General features: G+C 64.1%; 19 protein-coding genes and 1 tRNA gene. 14 read left to right on the plus strand and 6 right to left on the minus strand.

Annotated elements, in window-relative coordinates:
• Positions 1–311 precede the first annotated feature (311 nt).
• From AC58NV_RS02535 to pdxH, 4 genes are all read right to left on the minus strand, one after another.
• A tRNA-Pro gene (locus AC58NV_RS02535) sits at positions 312–388 on the minus strand.
• A 43-nt stretch (positions 389–431) separates the two neighbouring features.
• Complete coding sequence (locus AC58NV_RS02540) at positions 432–908, minus strand: DUF192 domain-containing protein (RefSeq protein WP_497226385.1); 477 nt, start codon at positions 906–908, stop codon at positions 432–434.
• 7 nt (positions 909–915) lie between these two features.
• Positions 916–1,455, minus strand: coding sequence for a cold-shock protein (locus AC58NV_RS02545; RefSeq protein WP_366662646.1), 540 nt, complete (start codon positions 1,453–1,455; stop codon positions 916–918).
• Between the two features lie 131 nt (positions 1,456–1,586).
• Complete coding sequence (gene pdxH, locus AC58NV_RS02550; protein WP_497225740.1) at positions 1,587–2,198, minus strand: pyridoxamine 5'-phosphate oxidase; 612 nt, start codon at positions 2,196–2,198, stop codon at positions 1,587–1,589.
• Positions 2,199–2,323: 125 nt separating this feature from the next.
• Between pdxH and fabI the strand changes: the two genes are divergently transcribed.
• The 5 genes from fabI (at position 2,324) to trpE (ending at position 8,535) form a co-directional block, all read left to right on the plus strand.
• Positions 2,324–3,127: an enoyl-ACP reductase FabI gene (fabI, locus tag AC58NV_RS02555; protein ID WP_497225741.1), complete on the plus strand. Its 804-nt coding sequence runs from the start codon at positions 2,324–2,326 to the stop codon at positions 3,125–3,127.
• 72 nt (positions 3,128–3,199) lie between these two features.
• Positions 3,200–3,703 (plus strand): xanthine phosphoribosyltransferase, encoded by a 504-nt coding sequence (gene gpt / locus AC58NV_RS02560; protein WP_366662644.1) that lies wholly within the window; start codon positions 3,200–3,202, stop codon positions 3,701–3,703.
• Positions 3,704–3,871: 168 nt separating this feature from the next.
• A complete protein-coding gene (locus tag AC58NV_RS02565) occupies positions 3,872–5,047 on the plus strand; it encodes an aminotransferase (RefSeq protein ID WP_497225742.1) in 1,176 nt (391 codons plus the stop codon).
• Positions 5,048–5,165: 118 nt separating this feature from the next.
• Positions 5,166–7,007, plus strand: coding sequence for a peptidylprolyl isomerase (locus AC58NV_RS02570; protein ID WP_497225743.1), 1,842 nt, complete (start codon positions 5,166–5,168; stop codon positions 7,005–7,007).
• Positions 7,008–7,023: 16 nt separating this feature from the next.
• The gene (gene trpE / locus AC58NV_RS02575) at positions 7,024–8,535 is read left to right on the plus strand and encodes an anthranilate synthase component I (protein ID WP_497225744.1); all 1,512 of its coding nucleotides are present in this window, start codon (positions 7,024–7,026) and stop codon (positions 8,533–8,535) included.
• Between the two features lie 83 nt (positions 8,536–8,618).
• Here the strand turns inward: trpE and AC58NV_RS02580 are convergent, their stop codons facing one another.
• Complete coding sequence (locus tag AC58NV_RS02580) at positions 8,619–10,193, minus strand: divergent polysaccharide deacetylase family protein (RefSeq protein ID WP_497225745.1); 1,575 nt, start codon at positions 10,191–10,193, stop codon at positions 8,619–8,621.
• Positions 10,194–10,381: 188 nt separating this feature from the next.
• Here AC58NV_RS02580 and AC58NV_RS02585 point away from each other — a divergent pair, with 188 nt between their 5' ends.
• From AC58NV_RS02585 to lexA, 7 genes are all read left to right on the plus strand, one after another.
• Complete coding sequence (locus AC58NV_RS02585) at positions 10,382–10,963, plus strand: anthranilate synthase component II (RefSeq protein WP_497225746.1); 582 nt, start codon at positions 10,382–10,384, stop codon at positions 10,961–10,963.
• Positions 10,960–11,979: an anthranilate phosphoribosyltransferase gene (gene trpD, locus AC58NV_RS02590; protein ID WP_497225747.1), complete on the plus strand. Its 1,020-nt coding sequence runs from the start codon at positions 10,960–10,962 to the stop codon at positions 11,977–11,979. The genes AC58NV_RS02585 and trpD overlap by 4 nt, the downstream gene beginning before the upstream one ends.
• Complete coding sequence (locus tag AC58NV_RS02595; protein WP_497225748.1) at positions 11,976–12,647, plus strand: uracil-DNA glycosylase; 672 nt, start codon at positions 11,976–11,978, stop codon at positions 12,645–12,647. Before trpD ends, AC58NV_RS02595 begins: the two co-directional genes overlap by 4 nt.
• Positions 12,644–13,456 (plus strand): indole-3-glycerol phosphate synthase TrpC, encoded by an 813-nt coding sequence (gene trpC, locus AC58NV_RS02600; protein ID WP_497225749.1) that lies wholly within the window; start codon positions 12,644–12,646, stop codon positions 13,454–13,456. Before AC58NV_RS02595 ends, trpC begins: the two co-directional genes overlap by 4 nt.
• Before the next feature lie 11 nt (positions 13,457–13,467).
• Complete coding sequence (gene moaC / locus AC58NV_RS02605; protein ID WP_497225750.1) at positions 13,468–13,938, plus strand: cyclic pyranopterin monophosphate synthase MoaC; 471 nt, start codon at positions 13,468–13,470, stop codon at positions 13,936–13,938.
• Positions 13,939–15,111, plus strand: a complete 1,173-nt coding sequence (locus AC58NV_RS02610; protein ID WP_497225751.1) for a molybdopterin molybdotransferase MoeA — start codon at positions 13,939–13,941, stop codon at positions 15,109–15,111.
• Between the two features lie 144 nt (positions 15,112–15,255).
• Positions 15,256–15,963: a transcriptional repressor LexA gene (gene lexA, locus AC58NV_RS02615; RefSeq protein ID WP_497225752.1), complete on the plus strand. Its 708-nt coding sequence runs from the start codon at positions 15,256–15,258 to the stop codon at positions 15,961–15,963.
• Here lexA and AC58NV_RS02620 read toward each other — a convergent pair.
• Positions 15,957–18,020 carry a ComEC/Rec2 family competence protein gene (locus tag AC58NV_RS02620; RefSeq protein ID WP_497225753.1) on the minus strand — a complete coding sequence of 688 codons (2,064 nt, stop codon included), beginning with the start codon at positions 18,018–18,020 and terminating at the stop codon, positions 15,957–15,959. The two genes, lexA and AC58NV_RS02620, sit on opposite strands and share 7 nt — an antisense overlap.
• A gap of 79 nt (positions 18,021–18,099) precedes the next feature.
• Here AC58NV_RS02620 and gltX point away from each other — a divergent pair, with 79 nt between their 5' ends.
• Together gltX and AC58NV_RS02630 are read left to right on the plus strand one after the other, a co-directional pair.
• Positions 18,100–19,500, plus strand: coding sequence for a glutamate--tRNA ligase (gene gltX, locus AC58NV_RS02625; protein ID WP_497225754.1), 1,401 nt, complete (start codon positions 18,100–18,102; stop codon positions 19,498–19,500).
• 129 nt (positions 19,501–19,629) lie between these two features.
• Positions 19,630–20,925 carry a citrate synthase gene (locus AC58NV_RS02630; protein ID WP_497225755.1) on the plus strand — a complete coding sequence of 432 codons (1,296 nt, stop codon included), beginning with the start codon at positions 19,630–19,632 and terminating at the stop codon, positions 20,923–20,925.
• Positions 20,926–21,156: the final 231 nt, after the last annotated feature.

Here is a 21,156-nt window from a genome sequence, read left to right on the forward strand (position 1 = left end):
GCAGAGGAGCCGGAACGCTGAAACACTTCGGCGGTCGTGCACAGCTAGTTGCCAGTGAGCAGAGACCAGGCCGCCCCCACAGCTTTACGGTGATCTCACGACAGCATCACTCAGCGTTAACGGCGCAATCAATCTCCAAGTTGAGCAACTGATGCTTCTCAGCAGCAGAAGGTTAAGGGTGTGTTAACAGGATCTTAAGAAAGCATTAACACCTAAAGTTGAGCGATGGAAGGAAAACTCAATATTTGCATGAAACGAATCCGAAAGGCGCCTCCGCTGCGGAGAGATTCGCTGACATTTTTGGAGAGAAGTGGTCGGGGCGGCGAGATTCGAACTCACGACCCCCTGTACCCAAAACAGGTGCGCTACCAGACTGCGCCACGCCCCGGACCGTGCGCCTTCCTATATCCGGCGGAATGATTTGAAAACCCCTAACAGGGCCAAACTGCGCTGCTATCTGAAAAAATTTCATGGCGCATCTGGGTGCCGGCAGAGATGCCGTAGCGCCGTGCAAGCCCGCCGTTAACTTCAAGCACCGCAAACACCTGATCGCCGCCCGGGATCGGGGTCAGATCGCCGGGTTCGGCGTTTTCGTGGACAGAGGTCACCTGGCCGCTTTGGTCCAGGAAAATGATGTCCAGCGGGATCAGCGTGTTCTTCATCCAGAACGCCGCCGGCTGCGGCCGGTCATAGACAAACAGCATCCCTGCCCCGCGCGGCATGGTTTCCCGGAACATCAGCCCCTGGGCGCGTTCCTGTTCATCGTCGGCGATTTCAACGGAAAACCCGGTCTGTCCCCAGCTGCCACGCAGGTCGACCCGGGTGCGTTGGCAGTCCCCGGCCAGAACCGGGGCGCCAGTAACGGAACATATGGCGGCGGCGAAACTCCAGCTTAGAAGACGCCGCAGCACCCGTTCAGTCCTGGTTTCCGGCCGCCAGTGCGGCTTCCCAGGCCAGCACTTCAACCGCCATGCGGCCGCGCTTGCCATCAATCACCCGCATTGCAAGCGCTTCGCCCGGCTGCAGGTCCGCAAGGCCGGATTGGCGCAGAACTTCGACATGCAGGAACACGTCTTCACCGCGGCCGAACACATTGGCAAAGCCGAAGCCCTTGCCCTTGTCGAACCATTTGACGCGTGCAGGCTCCAGCGGTTCATTCTGCAGGCTGACCATGTCCAGCTCGGCAAAGTCGCTCAGCACCGGGGTGTCTTCCCGCTCCGGCGGCTGGATCGCGATCACCTCGACAGCCTGAACACCGCGGCCGGTCTGATGCGTGACGATTTCAATGCGGGCGCCGTCCGCGACTGAGCTTTGCCCGAAGTTGCGCAGCACATTCACATGCAGAAGAATGTCCGGGCCGCCGGCGTCAGATACGACAAAGCCATACCCTTTCGCCGGGTCGAACCACTTCACCAGCCCCTGAACCTGCTGCAAGCTGCTGAGATCTTCTGCCACTGGATTTTCCCTACCGCGTTTCTTGTTTTTGCTGGTGCCCTGATGCGCCAAACTGACCTTGGAATTCAAGCTAAAAAGTCTTGAAACTGTCACGAAAGAGGTCTTGACCCTAGGTAAGCTGACGATTCTCGTCAGGGATTAAGGCGATTGATCGTCCATGCTGCAGATGCGACATCGCGGCGCCAGCGGAACCGGTCGTGCAACCGGAATGCGCCATCGGCCCAGAATTCGATCTCGACCGGCACTAGCCGGTAGCCGCCCCAAAACGGTGGCCGCTCCGGGTTCGTCCCCTTCATGGCTGTCACTTTTGCGACCTCCGCCATCAGCGTGCCGCGGCTGTCCAGCGGCTGCGACTGTTTCGACGCCCAGGCGCCCAGCCGGCTCTTGAGCGAGCGTGACTTGTAATACTCATCTGCCAGCGGCCCGTCCTCCCGGGTGATGGTGCCGCGCACCCGGATCTGGCGGCGCAGCGATTTCCAGTGCATGACAAAGGCTGCTTTGCCCGATTGGTCCAATTCCCGCGCCTTGGCGCTTTCATAGTTGGTGTAAAACACAAAGGCGCCGTCCTCGATTTCCTTCAGCAGCACCATACGGCTGTTGGGCAACCCGGTTTCATCCACCGTTGCCAGCGCAATTGCGTTTGGGTCATTGGGTTCGGACTGTTCCGCCTCTGCCAGCCAGGACCTGGCAATGGCAAAAGGATCGTCGCCTGCAAAGATTCCGGAACGGTCGGACATGGGCACCTCTTTTCGGATTTTGATGCAACCTATGCAGCTTCCTGCCACACGACAAGGGCGTGAACCCTTGAAGCGCCCCGCGCGGCATATTAAACACCGCTAAATTATCAGATCACAGGCGGAGAACCTGCATGTCTAGTCAACTGATGGCCGGTAAGCGCGGCCTTATCATGGGCCTGGCCAACGACAAATCCATTGCTTGGGGCATTGCCAAGGCTTGCGCCGATGCCGGCGCCGAGCTTGCCTTTTCCTATCAGGGCGAAGCGCTGAAGAAGCGGGTCGATCCGCTGGCGGCGCAACTGGGCAGCGATATTGTCCTGCCCTGTGAAGTGTCGGACGAAGCGTCCATCGACGCGCTGTTCGCCGAGCTGGAGGCCAAATGGGGCAAGCTGGACTTCGTGGTCCACGCCATCGGCTTCTCCGACAAGAACGAGCTGCGCGGCCGTTATGTCGACACCAGCCGCAGCAACTTCCAGATGACCATGGACATCTCGGTGTTTTCCTTCACCGCCGTGGCCAACCGCGCCGAGAAGATGATGAAGGACGGCGGCTCGCTGCTGACCCTCACCTACTACGGTGCCGAACAGGTGATGCCGCATTATAATGTGATGGGTGTGGCCAAGGCGGCGCTGGAAGCGTCGGTCAAATACCTGGCCGAGGATCTGGGCAAGGACGGCATCCGCGTCAACGCGATCTCTGCCGGCCCGATCAAGACCCTGGCTGCATCGGGTATCGGCGATTTCCGCTACATCATGAAGTGGAACGAGTATAACTCGCCGCTGCGCCGCAATGTGACCATCGATGATGTGGGCAATTCTGCGCTCTACCTGCTGTCCGACCTCAGCTCCGGCGTCACCGGCGAGAATCTGCATGTGGACGCCGGCTACCACGTTGTCGGCATGAAGGCGGTGGATGCACCGGATATTTCCAAGTAACTGAACGGGTGGAGCCCTGGACAGCGGTCCGGGCTCCGGCAAGCTGACGCGACACCGCGGGGAGCACATAAAATGACCGATCGTCTGCCGCACGAAAAAGGCTTTCACATCAGCTGGGACCAGATCCACCGCGACAGCCGCGCGCTGGCGTGGCGCCTGGACGGGCAAGGCCCCGATGACGGCGCCTGGCGCGCCGTTGTGGCGATCACCCGCGGCGGCATGGCGCCGGCCATGATCGTCAGCCGCGAGCTGGACATCCGCACCGTCGACACCATCTCGGTGCGCTCCTACCACCACCAGGCCCAGGGCGAGGCCGAAGTGCTGAAATCCCCCGACGCTGATCTGATGGGCGACGGCGAGGGCGTGCTGATCATCGACGACCTGGTGGACAGCGGCAAAACCCTTGAGCTGGTGCGCGAGATGTACCCCAAGGCGCATTTCGCGACCGTCTATGCCAAGCCCAAGGGGCGTCCGATGGTGGACACCTTCATCACCGAGGTGAGCCAGGACACCTGGATCTTCTTCCCGTGGGACATGGCGCTGCAGTATGTGGAACCCTACCGCGGCAAGGACTGATCCGGTCCCGGCAGCAATATCGGAAAGGCGCGCGCTGCAGCGCGCCTTTTTCTTTGGCCGCGCCCGCATCAGCTGTTACCGCTTGAGATGCTTTAGGCGCCATGCCAGACATATGCCGGCGCCCAATCCGGCGCACCTCACATTTTCCGCTGCCGCCCGGAGCTTCCCATGCCCGTTTCCCGCACCCAAGCCACCTTCGTTTCTCCCATCGTCGAATCGCGCCGCTGGGTGGCCGGGGCCGCGTTTCCGCCGGACCGCCCGCTGCTGAACGTTAGCCAGGCCGCCCCGGCCGAAGCCCCGCCCGAAGGGCTGCGTCAGGCACTGGCAGAGGCGGCACTGAACGACGTCTCAGCACATCTCTACGGCCCCGTTTTGGGCAATGACCCGCTGCGGCAGGCTTTGGCCCGGCAGGTTTCCGGCCACTACAGGGCCGACGTGAAGCCGGAGCAGATCGGCATCACTTCAGGTTGCAACCAGGCCTTTGCCGCCGCCATCGCCGCTCTCTGCGGTGAAGGGGATGAGGTGATCATCCCGGTCCCTTGGTATTTCAATCACAAAATGTGGCTGGATATGGCCGGCGTCTCCGCCGTGCCGCTGCATGTTGGCGACGGCATGCTGCCGGACCTGGCTGCCGCTGAGGCCCTGATCACCGACCGCACCCGCGCCATCGTGCTGGTCACCCCTAACAACCCCTGCGGCGTGGAATACCCGGCGGCACTGGTTCAGGCCTTCTTCAGCCTCGCCCGCGCGCGCGGCCTGGCCCTGATCGTCGATGAAACCTACCGCGACTTCGACAGCAGAGAAGGCGCAGCGCACGGGCTGTTCCGGATGCCGGACTGGGACACGACCCTGATCCATCTCTATTCCTTCTCCAAGGCCTACAGGCTGACAGGCCACCGGGTCGGCGCCATCGCTGCCTCGGAGGACCGCCTGTTCGAAATGGAGAAGTTCCTCGACACCGTCACAATCTGCCCCTCGCAGCTGGGCCAGGCCGGGGCGCTTTGGGGGATCGAAAACCTGCAGGACTGGCTGGCCGGCGAGCGCCAGCAAATCCTCGACCGGCGCCTTGCCATCGAGGAAGGCTTTCCGGTGCTGGCTGAAAAAGGCTGGAAACTGCTCGGTTGCGGCGCTTACTTCGCCTATGTCGAACACCCCTTCAGCCAGCCGTCCGAACAGATCGCCCGCAAACTGGTTGAAGAAGCCTCCATCCTGATGCTGCCGGGCTCCATGTTCATGCCCGCCGGAAACCCGGACGGTGCCCGCCAGTTCCGGATTGCCTTTGCCAATGTGGACCGCGCGGGCATCCGCACTCTGTTCGACCGGCTGGCAGCCTTTAATCCCTGATCATCCAGCAGTTTGCTCTGCAATCATCTTGCCCCTCTGCGGGCAGCCGCGTATTCAGTCAGCGGCATTTCCCGCTGCAAGGCACCCCCTTGCGCAGCAGAACAATAAAGAGGGCATCATGGCCGCAGGCATGAAACATCTTTCCAAAACCTTTGTCTGGATCCTGATGGGGATGCTGATTGTCGGCCTTGCCGGGTTTGGCGCGGTGAACTTCACCAGTTCGTCCTCGTCGGTCGCAACTGTCGGCGACGAGGAAGTCAGTATCGGCAACTACGTTCGCGAGCTTCAGCGCGAACAGCGGGCCCTGCAGGCGCAGACCGGCCAGGCCATGCCGATGTCTCAAATGACCGCATTCGGCCTCGACCGGGTGGTTCTGGGCCGCCTGATCTCTCTGGCGGCGCTGGATCACGAGGCCAAGAGCCTCGGCCTGTCGCTGGGCGATGAAAACCTGATTGAGGAACTGGCTGCCATCGACGCCTTCCAGGGCGTGAACGGCCAGTTCGACCGCGAGGCCTACAGCTTTGCCCTGCGCAACGCGGGCCTGACGGAAAAGGAGTTTGAGGAAGACCTGCGCCGCGAGGCCGCCCGCACCATCGTTCAAGGCGCAGTGCTGTCCGGCACCAAAATGCCCGAAACCCTGACCGAAACCCTGACCAGCTACATCGGCGCCCGCCGCAGCTTCTCCTATGTGCAACTTAACGCCTCGGACATTGCCCTGGCGACTGAGGTGCCTTCTGACGCCGACCTGAAAGCCTTCTACGAGGCCAATCAGGACCAGTTCATGCTGCCGGAAACGAAGGTCATCACATATGCCGCCCTGCGTCCCTCCATGCTGCTGGACGAGATCGAGGTGGACGAGGCACAGCTGCAACGCCTGTTCGAAGACCGTTCGGATCAGTATCAGGTGCCGGAACGACGCTTGGTTGAACGCCTGGTGTTCGGCAACGATGAGGCCGCCGCCAGCGCCAAGGCGCAGCTGAAAACCGGCGGCGCCACGTTTGAAAGCTTGGTTGAGGGCCGCGGACTGACCCTGCAGGACATCGACATGGGCGACGTCACCATGGGTGATCTCGGCGCGGCAGGCACTGATGTCTTCTCGGCTGAGGTCGGCACCGTCGCCGGCCCCCTGCCCTCCGACCTTGGCCCGGCGCTCTACCGCGTCAACGGCCGCCTGGAGGCGCAGATCACCACTTTTGAGGACGCCAAGCCGGAACTGGTTGAGGAACTCGCCTCCGACCGTGCCCGCCGCTTGGTGGAAACTCAGGCCGAAGACATCGACGACATGCTGGCCGGCGGCGCCACGCTGGAGGAGCTGGCAACCGAAAGCGGGCTGGAGCTGGCCCAGATCAACTGGACCGAGGAGCGCAGCGGCGACATCGCCGCTTATGAGGCCTTCCGCACCGCCGCCGCCGCCGTCACCGCCGACGACTTCCCGGAGGTCGGCTTCCTGGAGGACGGCAGCCTGTTCGCCCTGCGCCTCGATGACACCCTGCCGGAGCGCCCGGAACCCTTTGCCGAAGCCAAGGACAATGTCCTGGCCGCCTGGCAGGCCGACCGGCTTGCCAATGCGCTCACGGAACAGGGCCAAGCGCTGCTGGCGCAGGCAGAAGCCGCAGACGGCTTTGCCGAGGAGGCCGCGGTGAAAACCGAAAGCGGCCTGACCCGCACCGCCTATATCGACACCGTGCCGGCTGATCTGGTCACAGGTGTGTTCGCGATGGAGGTCGGTGATTTCCGTCTGGTGCAGGATGCGGACTCCGCAGTGGTTGTCCGCCTCGACGCCATCCTGCCGCCGGAGCAGAGCGACGACATGACTCTGCTCACCCAGGCGCTGCAGGCGCAGCTGGACCAGGCGCTGGCGCAGGAGCTGTTCCAGGCCTATGCGCAGGACGTCCAGACCCGCGCCGAACCCCGTGTTGACCAGCAGGCGCTGAATGCAGCGCAGGCAAACTTCCAGTAACCAAGGCACCAGACCCATGGCCCTGACCCCCGATTTCGACAGTTTCTCCAAGGCTTACGAGGCCGGCGAAAACCAGGTCGTCTACACCCGCCTTGCCGCCGACCTCGACACCCCGGTGTCGCTGATGCTCAAGCTGACCGGCGCCCAGAAGGACGCCTTCATGCTGGAATCGGTGACCGGCGGCGAGGTGCGCGGGCGCTACTCGATCATCGGAATGAAACCGGATCTGGTCTGGCGCTGCCACGGGGAGCTGTCGGCCCTGAACCGCTCGGCACGGTTTGATGCGGATGACTTCACGGCCCAGGACGGCAACCCGATGGACAACCTGCGGGCGCTGATTGCCGAAAGCAAAATTGACCTGCCCGACGATCTGCCCCAGGCCGCGGCCGGCCTTTTCGGCTACTTGGGTTATGACATGATCCGCCTGGTGGAACACCTGCCGGACGTGAACCCCGACCCGCTCGGCCTGCCCGACGCGCTGATGCTACGTCCTTCGGTCATTGCCGTGCTCGATGGCGTCAAGGGCGAGGTCACCGTGGTGTCGCCTGTCTGGTCCAGCGACGGCCAGACCGCCAAGGCGGCTTACGCCCAGGCCGCCGAACGGGTGATGGACGCGGTGCGCGATCTGGAACGCGCCATGCCCGCCGAAAGCCGCGACCTCGGCGACGCGCACGAAGTCTCCCCGCCAGTCTCGAACTTCACCAAGGACGGCTACATGGCCGCGGTGGAGAAGGCCAAGGACTACATCCGCGCAGGCGACATCTTTCAGGTCGTTCCGGCACAGCGCTGGACCCAGGAATTCCGCCAGCCGCCCTTCGCACTTTACCGCTCGCTGCGCCGCACCAACCCGTCGCCCTTCATGTTCTATTTCAACTTCGGCGGCTTCCAGGTGGTCGGCGCCTCCCCGGAAATCCTGGTTCGCGTCTTCGGGCAGGAAGTCACCATCCGCCCGATCGCAGGTACCCGCCCCCGCGGCGCCACGCCGGAAGAGGACAAGGCGCTAGAAGCGGATCTGCTGGCCGACAAGAAGGAACTGGCAGAGCACCTGATGCTCCTGGATCTGGGCCGCAACGACACCGGCCGGGTCGCCAAGATCGGCACCGTGCGCCCGACCGAGAAGTTCATCATTGAGCGCTACAGCCACGTCATGCACATCGTCTCCAACGTTGTGGGGGAACTGGCAGAGGACAAGGACGCGCTGGATGCCTTCTTTGCCGGCATGCCGGCCGGCACCGTCTCCGGCGCGCCCAAGGTGCGCGCGATGGAAATCATCGACGAACTGGAGCCGGAAAAACGCGGCATCTACGGCGGCGGCGTCGGCTATTTCTCGGCTGGCGGCGACATGGACATGTGCATTGCGCTGCGCACCGCCATCGTCAAGGACCAGAACCTTTATATTCAGGCCGGCGGCGGCGTCGTCTATGACAGCGACCCGGAGGCGGAATACATGGAGACCGTCCACAAATCCAACGCCATCCGCCGTGCTGCTGCAGACGCGGCCCGCTTCACCGGAAGCGGCAACAGCTAAGGGGCCAAGCCATAAGGCTCAGTGTTTCATCTTTCCGAAAATACTCCCGCCGGAGGCAACGGCGCCCGCGCAGGGCGCCGTTTTCATTTGGCAGGCAGCAGCGAATCCAGGCTGGCCGAAACCGGCGCCAATGCCACCCTTTCTGCCCGGTCCTGCAGCCCCCACAACAAGAGCGCCGAAATCGTGTCCGGGCGCAGGCGGCCCAGCATGATCACAGCGCCCTCCTGCCCGGCCCGGAACGCTGCCTGATCCAGGAACCGCCGGATCGCCCGCGGATCCTGGCCTGCTCCGTCAAAGTCGCGGAACACCACCCCGGCCGGCACACCGTCGCGCAGCGCCAGCTTCTGCACGGTGTTTAGGCCGCTGTCCTGTGTCACCAGCCCGTAACCGGCAGAGGCCGCTACCGCCGCCACCTGATCCGCCAGCGGGCGGTTGCCCTGCACGCCGGTCTCAACGCCTTCCAGGATTGCCACCGCCTCGGGCAGTTTTCTGCGCCAAACCTCCAATGCGGTCTCCGCATCCTGCGGCGTAGCTTCGCGCGGCAGGTCTGCCAGCATCAGCACTTCGAATCCAGCCGCCCGGCGCGCAGCCATCTTCTTTGCCGCTTCCGGGTCATCGGGATCGATGGCAAAGCTCAAAGGATAAGGAAACTCCGCCAGCGCTTCCGAGCCAAACGCGCCGGTATCGTCAATCAGCACGATCGACATCAGGGGCCGGTCTTCGGGATTGAAGAACGGCTCTGAATTGACGGTAAACGGTGCGGTTTCCTGCCATCCGGCGGCATCAGCTGAGCTTGGGCCCTGCTTGTCGCGCTCGGTAAGCGGCACCACCGGCGTGCCGATTCCGGGCGTCAAAGGGGCTGGCTCAGCGGCTTCAGCGGTGGTGCCCGGCGCATCGCTTTCCGCTTCGGTCCCGCCAGTGCTGCCGTCCGGCGCGGCCGGAACAGCTGGGGCCGCACCAATCACCGGAAGCGTTGTGGCCTTCGGTGCGCTGCCGATATCAGGGGCCTGGATGGAGCTGGCGGCCGGGGCTTCAACCGCCTTAGGTGTCAATTCCGGCTCCAAAGGGGCAGTTTCAGCGATGTCCTCTTCTGCCGTTTTTTGCTCGGGTTCCGGCGCGGGTTCTGTTGCGGCCACAACCGCGCTTTCGCCGTCCGGCGCTTCTGGCACCGCAGGCAGCACAGCCTGCGGCTGGCGCTCAGACGCAGCTTCCGCAGGATCCGGAGCTTCGGTCAGTGCCAGGCTTTCAGAGCTTTCTGCGGAGGTAGACAGCCCAACCGCCGGCCTTTGGGCCGGTTTGGTATCTGCCCCCGCCAGGGCGCTCAGGTCATCCTCCGCGGCCACGCTTGCAGGCACTTCCGGCTGAACCTCGGCCAGATCCGCATCCCGTCCCTGGCCGTTGCCGGGAACTTCTGTCCCGTCGCTGCCGCCATTGGGCATCTGCGGCGCTGCGCCGGGATCTTGCGCCACCGGTTCAGGCAACCCGCCGGCTGTCTCTTCCGCCGCTTCGGGGGCAGTGCTCGCGGTCTCCCCGGCAGGCTCCGGAACCGGATCCGGTTTGGGCGCCGTCTGCGGCAATGGCACCGACAAAGACAGCATCGCCAGCCCGCCAGCAGCCAGCAATGCCCCGACACTCACGCCGCCCAGAAATCCCCGCATGCCTGTTTTGCCTCTCAATCTTTCTGCCGTGCAGCGCTGTCCTGGCTTGCTTGTGCGCACCTTATACCGGTTCGCCCCTGCATTCGCCGTTCCTGCCCTTGACGCTGCCCCGTATCCCTGAACAAGTATGTTGCAACCACTATACTGCGGCGCGCACCCCGCCCGCCACCCTTAAAAGAGCCCGCAAGATGCTGCTGCTGATCGATAACTACGATTCCTTCACCTACAATCTCGTCCATTACCTCGGCGAGCTTGGCGCTGAAATGGAAGTGCACCGCAACGACGCCATCAACGTGCAGGAAGCAATGGCGATGAAGCCCGCTGGCATCCTGCTGTCGCCCGGCCCCTGCGACCCGGATCAGGCCGGCATCTGCCTGGCGCTGACAGAGGCGGCGGCCGAAACCCGAACGCCGCTAATGGGCGTCTGCCTCGGTCATCAGACCATCGGCCAGGCCTTCGGCGGCAAGGTGGTTCGCTGCCATGAGATCGTGCACGGCAAGATGGGCATGATGCATCACAAGGACACCGGCGTTTTCAAAGGTTTGCCGTCGCCTTTTGAGGCCACCCGCTACCACTCGCTGGTGGTGGAGCGCGAAAGCCTACCGGATTGCCTGGAAATCACTGCTGATCTGGAAGACGGCACCATCATGGGCCTGCAGCACAAGGAGCTGCCGATCCACGGCGTCCAGTTCCACCCGGAATCGATTGCGTCGGAGCACGGCCACGCGCTGCTGAAAAACTTCCTCGACGTGATGCAGGTGCCAGCATGAGCGATCGCCTGAAGCCGCTGATCGGCGCCGCCGCCGAGCGGTCCCTGACCCGCGAAGAAGCCGAAACCGCCTTTACCCTGCTGTTTGAGGGCGAGGCCACGCCGAGCCAGATCGGCGGCCTTCTGATGGCAATGCGGACCCGCGGCGAGAGCGTCGACGAATACGCCGCCGCCGCTGCCGTGATGCGCTCCAAGTGCCACCCGGTGAAGGCCCCCGCCGGTGCGATGGACATCGTCGGCACCGGCGGCGACGGCAAAAACACCCTAAACATTTCCACTGCTACCGCCTTTGTCGCGGCCGGTGCCGGCGTGGTTGTGGCAAAGCACGGCAACCGCAACCTCAGTTCGAAATCCGGCACTGCCGACATGCAGTCCCAGATGGGCATCAACGTGATGGTCGGCCCGCAAGTGGTTGAAAAGGCGATCAATGAGGCCGGCATCGGCTTCATGATGGCGCCGATGCACCACCCGGCGGTGGCGCATGTGATGCCGACCCGGCAAGAGCTGGGCACCCGCACCATCTTCAATATCCTCGGCCCCCTTACCAACCCGGCCGGCGTCAAGCGCCAGCTGACCGGCGCCTTCAGCCGCGAGATGATCCGCCCGATGGCGGAAACCCTCAAGGCCCTTGGCTCCGAGCGCGCCTGGCTGGTGCACGGGTCCGACGGCACCGATGAGCTGACCATCACCGGCGTCAGCTGGGTCTCGGCGCTGGAGGAGGACGGCGAAATCCGCGAGGTGGAGCTGCATCCGGAGGATGCCGGCCTTCCGGTGCATTCCTTCGACAAGATCGTTGGCGGCACGCCCGAGGAAAACGCAATGGCTTTCCGCGTCCTGCTGCAGGGCAGGCCCTCGGCCTACCGCGATGCGGTGCTGCTGAACACCGCCGCCGCGCTGGTGGTTGCAGGCAAGGCTTCGGACCTCAGGGAGGGCGTCGCCCTCGCTGCAGAGTCGATCGACAACGGCGCTGCCAAAGCCAAGGTCGATGCTCTGGCCAGGATCACTTCAGCCGCATGACCGACCTGCCCGCAGGGCTGGGCGCCTGGTCCAGCCTGCCTTTTTTCACCACCCGCTGGCCAGCCATCTCAGCGGCAATCGCAGAAGATGCGCGTGACATCCTGCCGCCCGCCGGCCAGCGGTTTGCGGCGCTGGAGCTGACCCAGCCGCAGGACACCCGCGTGGTTATCCTGGGCCAGGACCCCTATCCGACGCCCGGCCACGCCCACGGGCTTGCCTTCTCGGCGGAACCGCATGTGCGCCCCCTTCCCCGCTCATTGTCGAATATTTACAAAGAGCTGGAGGAGGATCTTGGTGTGCTCCCCCCGAACGCCGACCTGCGCGGCTGGGCGCGCCAGGGGGTGCTTTTGCTGAACACAGCCCTCTCGGTCCCGGCAGGTGAGGCGAACGGCCACAAGCACCTTGGCTGGAACCATCTGGTGCATCAGGTGCTTGAACTGACGTCCGAAACCCCAACGGCCTACATTCTCTGGGGAAATTCGGCGCAGAAGCTTGAAAAACATATCAAACCGGGCGATCACCTGATCCTGAAAACCGCCCATCCCTCGCCCTTGTCGGCGCGGCGCGGCTTCTTCGGGTCCCGGCCCTTTTCAAAAGTGAACAATTGGCTCGCCGCCCGCGGTGAAACTGCCATAGACTGGAATGCAGGAACGGAGGCACCGGTATGACCGAAAACGTGCTCGAAAAAATCAAGGCCTACAAGCTCGAGGAAGTGGCCGCAGACAAGGCCGCCAAACCGCTGGAGGCTGTCGAGGCCGAGGCGAAGAATGCCTCACCGGTGCGCGGCTTTGCGAAAAACCTGATGCAGGCCAACCGCACCGGTTACGGGCTGATCGCCGAAATCAAGAAGGCCAGCCCGTCCAAGGGCCTGATCCGCCCCGATTTCGAGCCGGCGGAACTGGCCAAGGCTTATGAGGACGGCGGCGCCACCTGCCTGTCGGTGCTGACCGACACTCCCAGCTTCCAGGGCGCCAAGGAGTTTCTCACCCAAGCCCGCGACGCCTGCTCCCTGCCTGCGCTGCGCAAGGACTTCATGTATGACACCTACCAGGTGGCCGAAGCCCGCGCGCTGGGGGCTGACTGCATCCTGATCATCCTAGCTTCCGTTTCAGACGCCCAGGCGCAGGAGCTGGAAGAAAGCGCCTTTGAATGGGGTATGGATGTGCTGCTGGAGGTGCATGACGCCGAAGAGCTGGAGCGTGCCTGCAATCTGAAGTCGCCGCTGATGGGCATCAATAACCGCAATCTCAAGACCTTCGAGACGACGCTGGACACCACCCGGACCCTGTCCCGAATGGTGCCCGCTGACCGCACCATCGTCTGCGAAAGCGGTCTGTTCACGTCCGCGGATCTCAGCGACATGGCCCGCTACGGCGCCCGCACCTTCCTCATCGGCGAAAGCCTGATGCGGCAGGACGATGTGGCCGCCGCTACCCGCGCGCTGCTCGCCAACCCGCTGACACCCGGCATGATGTAAGGGAGGACCGGATGAGCCTCACCCATTTCGACACCAAGGGCGACGCCCATATGGTTGATGTCTCGGACAAGGCGGTGACCTCGCGCATTGCCACCGCCGAGGGCCACATCACCATGGCGCAGGAAACCTTTGATATCATTTCCGAAGGCCGTGCCAAGAAGGGTGATGTGCTGTCCGTGGCGCGTCTGGCCGGTATCATGGGCGCCAAGAAGACACCGGAACTGATCCCGCTCTGCCACCCGCTGCCGGTGACCAAGGTCGCGGTGGAGCTCACGCTGGATCCGGACCTTCCCGGCGTTCGGATCGAGGCCACGGTCAAGACCACCGGCCAGACCGGGGTTGAGATGGAGGCGCTCACCGCAGTCTCCACCGCCGCGCTCACCGTCTATGACATGGCTAAGGCCGTGGACAAGGCAATGCAGATCGGCGGCATCCGCGTCACGCTGAAAGATGGCGGAAAATCAGGCAGGTATGAGGCGTAAATGATCCCTGTCAGCGAAGCCCGCGCGCATATTCTGGCGCTTGTCAGCCAACTGGAAACCGAGGAAGTGCCGCTGGACCAGGCCGCAGGCCGGGTGCTCGCCCGCGATGTGCAGGCCCGCCGCGACCAGCCGCCGTTCTCCGCCTCCGCCATGGACGGCTATGCGGTCAACGCCGCCGAGGTCGAGCTGCACGCCATGTTCAAAGTGATTGGCGAGGCCGCTGCCGGCCACGCATTCAGCGGCCGCGTCGGGGCCGGACAGGCGGTTCGGATCTTCACCGGAGCCCCGGTGCCGGAAGGCGCAAGTTTCGTTGTCATTCAAGAGGATGTGACCCGCAACGGCGACCTCATCACCATCACAGATGAGCCCGGCGGCAACCACAATATCCGCCCCCGCAGCGGTGATTTCACCGATGGCCAGACCGTAAGCGCACCCAAGCTGCTGACGCCTGCGGACATCGCACTGCTGGCCGCGATGAACATCCCCTCGGTTCCTGTCACCCGCCGCCCGGAGGTCTCGCTGATCTCCACCGGCGACGAACTGGTGATGCCCGGCGGCACGCCAGGACCGGACCAGATCATCGCCTCCAACACCTTCGGCCTCAAGGCGATGCTGGAGGATCTCGGCGCCCGCGCCCGAATCCTGCCCATCGCCCGCGACACCGAAAGCAGCTTGCGCACCGCATTCGAACTGGCTGAGGGGGCGGATCTTGTGGTCACCATCGGCGGCGCCTCGGTCGGTGATCACGATCTGGTCGGCAAGGTGGCGCAAGACCTCGGGATGGAGCGCAGCTTCTACAAGGTCGCCATGCGCCCCGGAAAGCCGCTGATGGCGGGCCGGATGGGCGGGGCCGCCATGGTTGGCCTGCCCGGTAACCCAGTATCCGCCATGGTCTGCGGCCATGTCTTCCTGGCGCCGGTGATCCGCACCATGCTGGGCCTGCCGGCTGAGGCCGCACAGCTGCGCACGGCAGTCCTGGCGGCTGCCCTGCCGGCAAACAGCCCGCGGGAGCACTATATGCGCGCCAAGGTCGAAAACGGCCGGCTGACGGCTTTTGAAAACCAGGACAGCTCGCTGCTCACCGTCTTGGCAGACGCCAACGCTCTGCTGGTCCGCCCGCCCGCCGACGGCGCCCGCGCCGCAGGTGAAACCGTGCAATACCTCTCCATCTGAAACGGTTTCTTCTTTGCACAAATACTCAAGCCAGCGGCACGCGCCGCTGGCAGGTTCTCTGCTTCTGTGCAACTACATCCATGTTGACACAAAACGTGAACATGCGTAGAACAAAAGAAAACACGAGGCACGGAGGGCGCGGCGATGCTCACAAGGAAGCAACTTCAACTGCTGGAATTCATTCACAAACGCCTGCAGCGCGATGGCGTGCCCCCCAGTTTTGACGAAATGAAGACCGAACTCGACCTCCGGTCGAAATCCGGCATCCACCGGCTGATCACGGCGCTTGAGGAACGCGGCTTCATCCGCCGCCTGCCGCACCGTGCCCGCGCCATCGAAATCATCCGTCTGCCCGAAAGCCTCGGCGGCACCGGCGAACCGCAGGGTTTCGCACCCAAGGTGATCGAGGGCGGCCAGGCGAAGACCACGGCGCCGGCCCCGGCATCAGCAGACCCGCTGCGCCAGGCGGCGGTCGAACTGCCGGTGATGGGCCGCATAGCCGCCGGTGTGCCGATCGAGGCGATCAGCCAGGTTTCGCACCAGGTTGCGGTGCCGGGCGGCATGATCACCCCAACCGGCCAGCACTACGCATTGGAGGTCAAGGGCGACTCGATGATCGAGGCCGGCATCAACGACGGCGACATCGTGGTGATCCGCGAAACCTCTGCCGCGGACAACGGGGATATCGTGGTGGCGCTGGTCGAGGGCCAGGAGGCGACGCTGAAGCGCTATTACCGCGAGGGCTCCATGATCGCCCTGGAAGCCGCCAACCCGGTCTATGAAACCCGCCGCTATCCCGAGGACATGGTCCAGGTGCAGGGCCGCCTGGTCGGGCTGATCCGCACTTACTGACCTCCCGCCCCGTTCAGCAGCAGCCGCAGGCGGCGGATTTCCCGCCCCTCCGGCTGCCAGCCTGTCCAGGGCCGCTCGCCCGCCGCGTCCCGCGCCGTCAGCAGCTTGCCGTCCCGGGTCAGGGCGAGGCTTCCGGTCTGCCGCATCACCTCCGGCGTCAGCAGCAGGCAGCCGCTGGCGCCCGGTACGGTGGAAATGACGATATCCCCGTCTTTGCAATCGCTTGCTGCCGCAAGTTTACGCTTTCCCGGCGCATGCATCAGGCGGAACCCCTCACCCTGCCACACCGGCAGGCTGTCCAGCCCGTCAGCCCAGCGGGAGGCGGCAGCGGGCTGTGATGCCGGATCGCCGTCATTCTCCAACCAGATCTCTGCAGTGAACCCTTGCGCCTTGGCGCGCGACAGCGCGCGGCCCTCGGCCCCCATCACCCCGACCAGCCCGCCGGAATCGGCAATCAGGATGTCCGGGCGCTCCGCCATGGTCCAGATCCCCAGCGCCGCGGCGGCAGGCAGCAGCCCCGCCAGCCGCAACCGGCCCTGCCAGATCACCGCAAAGACCAAGCCGCCGGAGAGCAGCGGCAGCACCCAGGGTCCCGGCGCCGCCACATGCGACACCGCACCGTCAAAGCCGGAGACACTCCGGGCCACCGCCAGGATCCACTCCATCCCCAATTGCATCACCGCCAGCCCGATCCCCTCCAGTTCAAAGGGCGCCAGGCACAAAGCCAGCACGGCGGCGGGGATCACAACCGTGCCCATCACCGGCACCGACAGCAGGTTCGCCAGCAGCCCGTAGTGCGGGACGGTGTTGAAATGCGCCGCCGCAAAGGGGGCTGTGGCAGCCCCGGCCACGGCAGAAGAAATCACCAGCGCCGCCACCGGGCGCAGCCAGCGCGGCCCCAGCGGCACCTGCCCGTCCCGCAGCGCGGCAAACACAGCCACCAGCGCTGCAGTGGCGGCAAAGCTCATCTGGAAACCGGGGCTCAGCAGGCTTTCCGGCCGCCTGAGCAGCACGATCACCGCTGCCACTGCCACCGCGCGCAGGGTGATCGCCCGCCGGTTCAGCAGCACTGCGCCAAACATCACCGCCACCATGACGAAGGCGCGCTCCGTCGCCACATTGCCGCCCGACAGCAGCAGATACCCCGCCCCGGCTGCCAGCGCCACGGCGGCGGCCAGCTTCTTGACCGGCCAGCGCAGCGCGGCCCAGGGAACCAGGCACATCAGGCTGCGCAGCGCGGCAAAGACAAATCCGGTCAGCAGCCCCATGTGCAGGCCGGAGATGGCCAGAAGATGCGCCAGGTTGCTCTGCCGCAGCGCGGTCAGTGTCTCCTCGCCCACGCCGCTGCGGTCACCGGCGGTGACAGCCGCTGCAAAGCCGCCAGCCTCCCCGGGCAGCCGCTTTTGCAGGTTCTGCGCCAGCGATCTGCGCAGCCGTTCAACCGGCTTGTCAGCACCGGGGGCTTCCGCCAGCAGAACCGGCACCCGTGTGTAGCCCAGCCCGCCGAGCTGCTTGAACCAGGCGTGGCGCCGGAAATCGAACCCGCCGGGCTCCACCGGCCCCTGCGGCGGCAGCAGATGCGCGGTGGTCATCACCCGCGCGCCAGGCGGTGGCAGATCCGTCTGCCCCTTCAGCGAAATCCTGACCCGCGCAGGCGTATCCGAGGGCGCAACTCGGTCCAGCCGCACCTGATCCAGCGTCAGCCGCAGCGCATCGGTGGGCGACCGGTCCACCGACACCACCCTCCCCGCGACCGGGCCGTAATAGCGCAAGTCCAGAACCGGGGCGGAGACCCAATGCGCCCGCGCATAGGCCAGGCACAGCCCCGACGCCAGCAGCGCAGGCACCCAGCAAAGAAACGCCAGCGGCCGCCGCAGCAGCGCGCAGACGCCGAATATCAGCGACAGGGCGGCCAAGCTGGCAATCAGCGCGCCGCCTGGTTCGGATTTCAGGCTGAAATAGGTCCCGATCCCGGCGCCCAAAAGCACCGGCACCCAGAGAAACAGGTTGCCGCGCTGTGCGTGCAGAACGTCGCTGATGGCAGTGCCAAGGCGCATGCTTGCCCCCCGCCTTCTGGCCCGGTAGACAGGCGGAAACACTACGCCTCACATGGTTTCCAAAAGGTAAATCCTGCACATGACCCAACCGGTTGTCACCCGCTTCGCGCCCTCTCCCACCGGCTATCTGCACATCGGCGGCGCCCGCACCGCGCTGTTCAACTGGCTGTACGCCCGCGGCCGCGGCGGCAAGTTCCTGTTGCGGATCGAAGACACCGACCGCGAACGCTCCACGCCCGAGGCAACCGCCGCCATCCTGCAGGGCATGGAATGGCTGGGCCTTGATCATGACGGCGAAGTGATCAGCCAGTTCGAGCGCGCCGGCCGCCACGCCGAGGTTGCCAAGCAGCTGCTGGCCGAAGGCAAGGCCTACAAGTGCTTTGCCACCCAGGAGGAAATCGCCGCCTTCCGCGACCAGGCCAAGGCCGAGGGCAAATCGACCCTCTACCGGTCGCCATGGCGCGACGCGGATGAGGCCAGCCACCCGGATGCGCCTTATGTGATCCGCATCAAGGCACCGCAGGACGGCGCCACCGTGATCAAGGACGAGGTCCAGGGCGATGTCACCATCCGCAACGATCAGCTCGATGATATGATCCTGCTGCGCTCCGACGGCACCCCGGTCTACATGCTTGCGGTGGTGGTCGATGACCACGACATGGGAGTGACCCATGTGATCCGCGGCGACGATCACCTGAATAACGCCGCCCGCCAGATGATGATCTATCAGGCGATGGGCTGGGACGTGCCGGTTTGGGCCCATATCCCCCTGATCCACGGCGCCGACGGAAAGAAGCTGTCCAAACGCCACGGCGCGCTCGGCGCCCAGGAGTACCAGGCGATGGGCTACCCGGCCGCGGGCATGCGCAACTACCTGGCACGTCTCGGCTGGTCGCACGGCGATGACGAGTTTTTTACGGACAGCCAGGCCAAAGAGTGGTTTAATCTCGCTGGCATCGGCAAAAGCCCGGCCCGGTTCGACACCAAGAAGCTGGAGAATCTCTGCGGCCAGCACATTGCCATTGGCGATGATGCCGCGCTGCGGCAGGAAATCTGTGACTATCTGGCCGCTGCCGGGGAACCCGCCTTGACTGACGCGCAGTCACAGGGGCTGGAACGTGCGATGTATTGCCTCAAGGATAGGGCGCGCACTTTCCCTGAACTGCTTGAAAAAGCGCATTTTATCCTTGCTTCACGGCCTCTTGAACGGGACGCGAAGGCAGAAAAGGCATTGTCTTCTGTATCCGATGGTATACTGGAAGAATTGACGCCGCAGCTGCAAAATGCTAGCTGGGTCCGTGACGATCTGGAGGCGCTTCTGAACGCATTTGCAGAAGCACATGATACCAAGTTCGGCAAGCTGGCAGGCCCCTTGCGGGCGGTGCTGGCCGGCCGGGCGGTAACGCCTTCGGTGTTCGATATGATGCTGATTCTGGGCCGCGAGGAAACCCTCGCCCGGCTCAAGGACGCAACAGGCTGACCCGGGTCTGAACTGCCGGGCACGCCTGTTTCTGAGACGACAACCCCTGCGCGGAGACGCGCAGGCGCTGCCCCGCATGAAGACGCCCGAACGGGGCAGCTTTCGTGCCCGCAACAGGAAGGGACATCTATGACCGAGACACAGAAATCTGCCACGCTCACGCTGAATGGCGAAAATTACGAGCTGCCCATTTTCTCGCCAACGGCCGGGCCCGATGTTGTCGACATCCGCAAGCTCTATGCGCAGGCAGGTGTGTTCACTTACGACCCGGGCTTCACCTCCACCGCCAGCTGCGACAGCACCATTACCTATATCGACGGCGACAAGGGTGAACTGCTGCACCGCGGCTACCCGATCGACCAGCTGGCGTCCAAATCGCACTATCTCGAGGTCTGCTACCTGCTGCTTTACGGCGAACTGCCGACCGCGGCGCAGCTCGAGGATTTTGAGACCCGTGTGACCCGTCACACCATGGTGCATGAGCAGATGCACAACTTCTTCCGCGGCTTCCGCCGCGACGCGCACCCGATGGCAACCCTGGTGGGTGTTGTCGGCGCAATGTCGGCCTTCTACCACGACTCGCTGGACGTGACCGATCCCTGGCAGCGTGAGGTTGCCGCGGTCCGTCTGATCGCCAAGCTGCCGACCATCGCCGCGATGGCCTACAAGTATTCGATCGGCCAGCCGTTTGTGTACCCGAAGAACGATCTCGATTACGCCGCCAACTTCCTGCACATGTGCTTCTCGGTTCCGGCCGAGGAATACCACGTGAACCCGATCCTCAGCCGGGCCATGGACCGCATCCTGACTCTGCACGCGGATCACGAGCAGAACGCCTCCACTTCCACCGTGCGCCTGGCGTCCTCCTCCGGAGCAAACCCGTTCGCCTGCATCGCGGCCGGCATCGCCTGCCTCTGGGGCCCGGCCCACGGCGGCGCCAACCAGGCCTGCCTGGAAATGCTCAAGGAAATCGGCACCGTCGACCGCATTCCGGAATACATCGCCCGCGCCAAGGACAAGAACGATCCGTTCCGCCTGATGGGCTTTGGCCACCGCGTGTACAAGAACACCGACCCGCGCGCCAAGGTGCTGAAGCAGTCCGCGGACGAGGTGCTGGAATTGCTGGGCGTCGAGGACAACCCGCTCTTGCAGGTTGCCAAGGAACTGGAACAGACCGCCCTCAACGACCCCTACTTCATCGAGAAGAAGCTGTTTCCGAACGTCGACTTCTACTCCGGCATCATCCTGGAGGCGATGGGCTTCCCGACCTCGATGTTCACCCCGATCTTCGCGCTGTCGCGCACCGTCGGCTGGATCTCGCAGTGGAAGGAAATGATCGCCGATCCGCAGAACAAGATCGGCCGCCCGCGCCAGTTGTACCTCGGCGAAACCATGCGTGACTACGTTGACATCGAACAGCGCTAAGCGCCGGTTCAAGCCATCCAGACGCCCCGCATTCTGCGGGGCGTTTTCTTTTGTGCCCCCTGCACGCGGCTGTCCCGAACTCTGCGGGGCAACCCGCGGAAATGGTGGCTGTCCGGGACAATAGCCAGATTCCAGCCGGACTGTTTCTTCTGAAAATTCAATATTTAGGAGTATTTGACTAAACCCACACAACCGCATACTGAACTGGAGAGTTTACTCGATTTGGCAGAC

It is taken from the genome of Leisingera sp. ANG49 (assembly GCF_059694505.1).

Bases quoted from the DNA above. Each gene is read 5' to 3' on its own strand.
- trpC (WP_497225749.1), top strand. From the start codon at position 12,644: ATGACCGAAAACGTGCTCGAAAAAATCAAGGCCTACAAGCTCGAGGAA.
- gltX (WP_497225754.1), top strand. From the start codon at position 18,100: ATGACCCAACCGGTTGTCACCCGCTTCGCGCCCTCTCCCACCGGCTAT.
- moaC (WP_497225750.1), top strand. From the start codon at position 13,468: ATGAGCCTCACCCATTTCGACACCAAGGGCGACGCCCATATGGTTGAT.
- lexA (WP_497225752.1), top strand. From the start codon at position 15,256: ATGCTCACAAGGAAGCAACTTCAACTGCTGGAATTCATTCACAAACGC.
- AC58NV_RS02610 (WP_497225751.1), top strand. From the start codon at position 13,939: ATGATCCCTGTCAGCGAAGCCCGCGCGCATATTCTGGCGCTTGTCAGC.
- AC58NV_RS02595 (WP_497225748.1), top strand. From the start codon at position 11,976: ATGACCGACCTGCCCGCAGGGCTGGGCGCCTGGTCCAGCCTGCCTTTT.
- AC58NV_RS02570 (WP_497225743.1), top strand. From the start codon at position 5,166: ATGGCCGCAGGCATGAAACATCTTTCCAAAACCTTTGTCTGGATCCTG.
- AC58NV_RS02630 (WP_497225755.1), top strand. From the start codon at position 19,630: ATGACCGAGACACAGAAATCTGCCACGCTCACGCTGAATGGCGAAAAT.
- trpE (WP_497225744.1), top strand. From the start codon at position 7,024: ATGGCCCTGACCCCCGATTTCGACAGTTTCTCCAAGGCTTACGAGGCC.
- AC58NV_RS02585 (WP_497225746.1), top strand. From the start codon at position 10,382: ATGCTGCTGCTGATCGATAACTACGATTCCTTCACCTACAATCTCGTC.
- AC58NV_RS02580 (WP_497225745.1), bottom strand. From the start codon at position 10,193: ATGCGGGGATTTCTGGGCGGCGTGAGTGTCGGGGCATTGCTGGCTGCT.
- AC58NV_RS02565 (WP_497225742.1), top strand. From the start codon at position 3,872: ATGCCCGTTTCCCGCACCCAAGCCACCTTCGTTTCTCCCATCGTCGAA.
- gpt (WP_366662644.1), top strand. From the start codon at position 3,200: ATGACCGATCGTCTGCCGCACGAAAAAGGCTTTCACATCAGCTGGGAC.
- fabI (WP_497225741.1), top strand. From the start codon at position 2,324: ATGTCTAGTCAACTGATGGCCGGTAAGCGCGGCCTTATCATGGGCCTG.
- trpD (WP_497225747.1), top strand. From the start codon at position 10,960: ATGAGCGATCGCCTGAAGCCGCTGATCGGCGCCGCCGCCGAGCGGTCC.
- AC58NV_RS02620 (WP_497225753.1), bottom strand. From the start codon at position 18,020: ATGCGCCTTGGCACTGCCATCAGCGACGTTCTGCACGCACAGCGCGGC.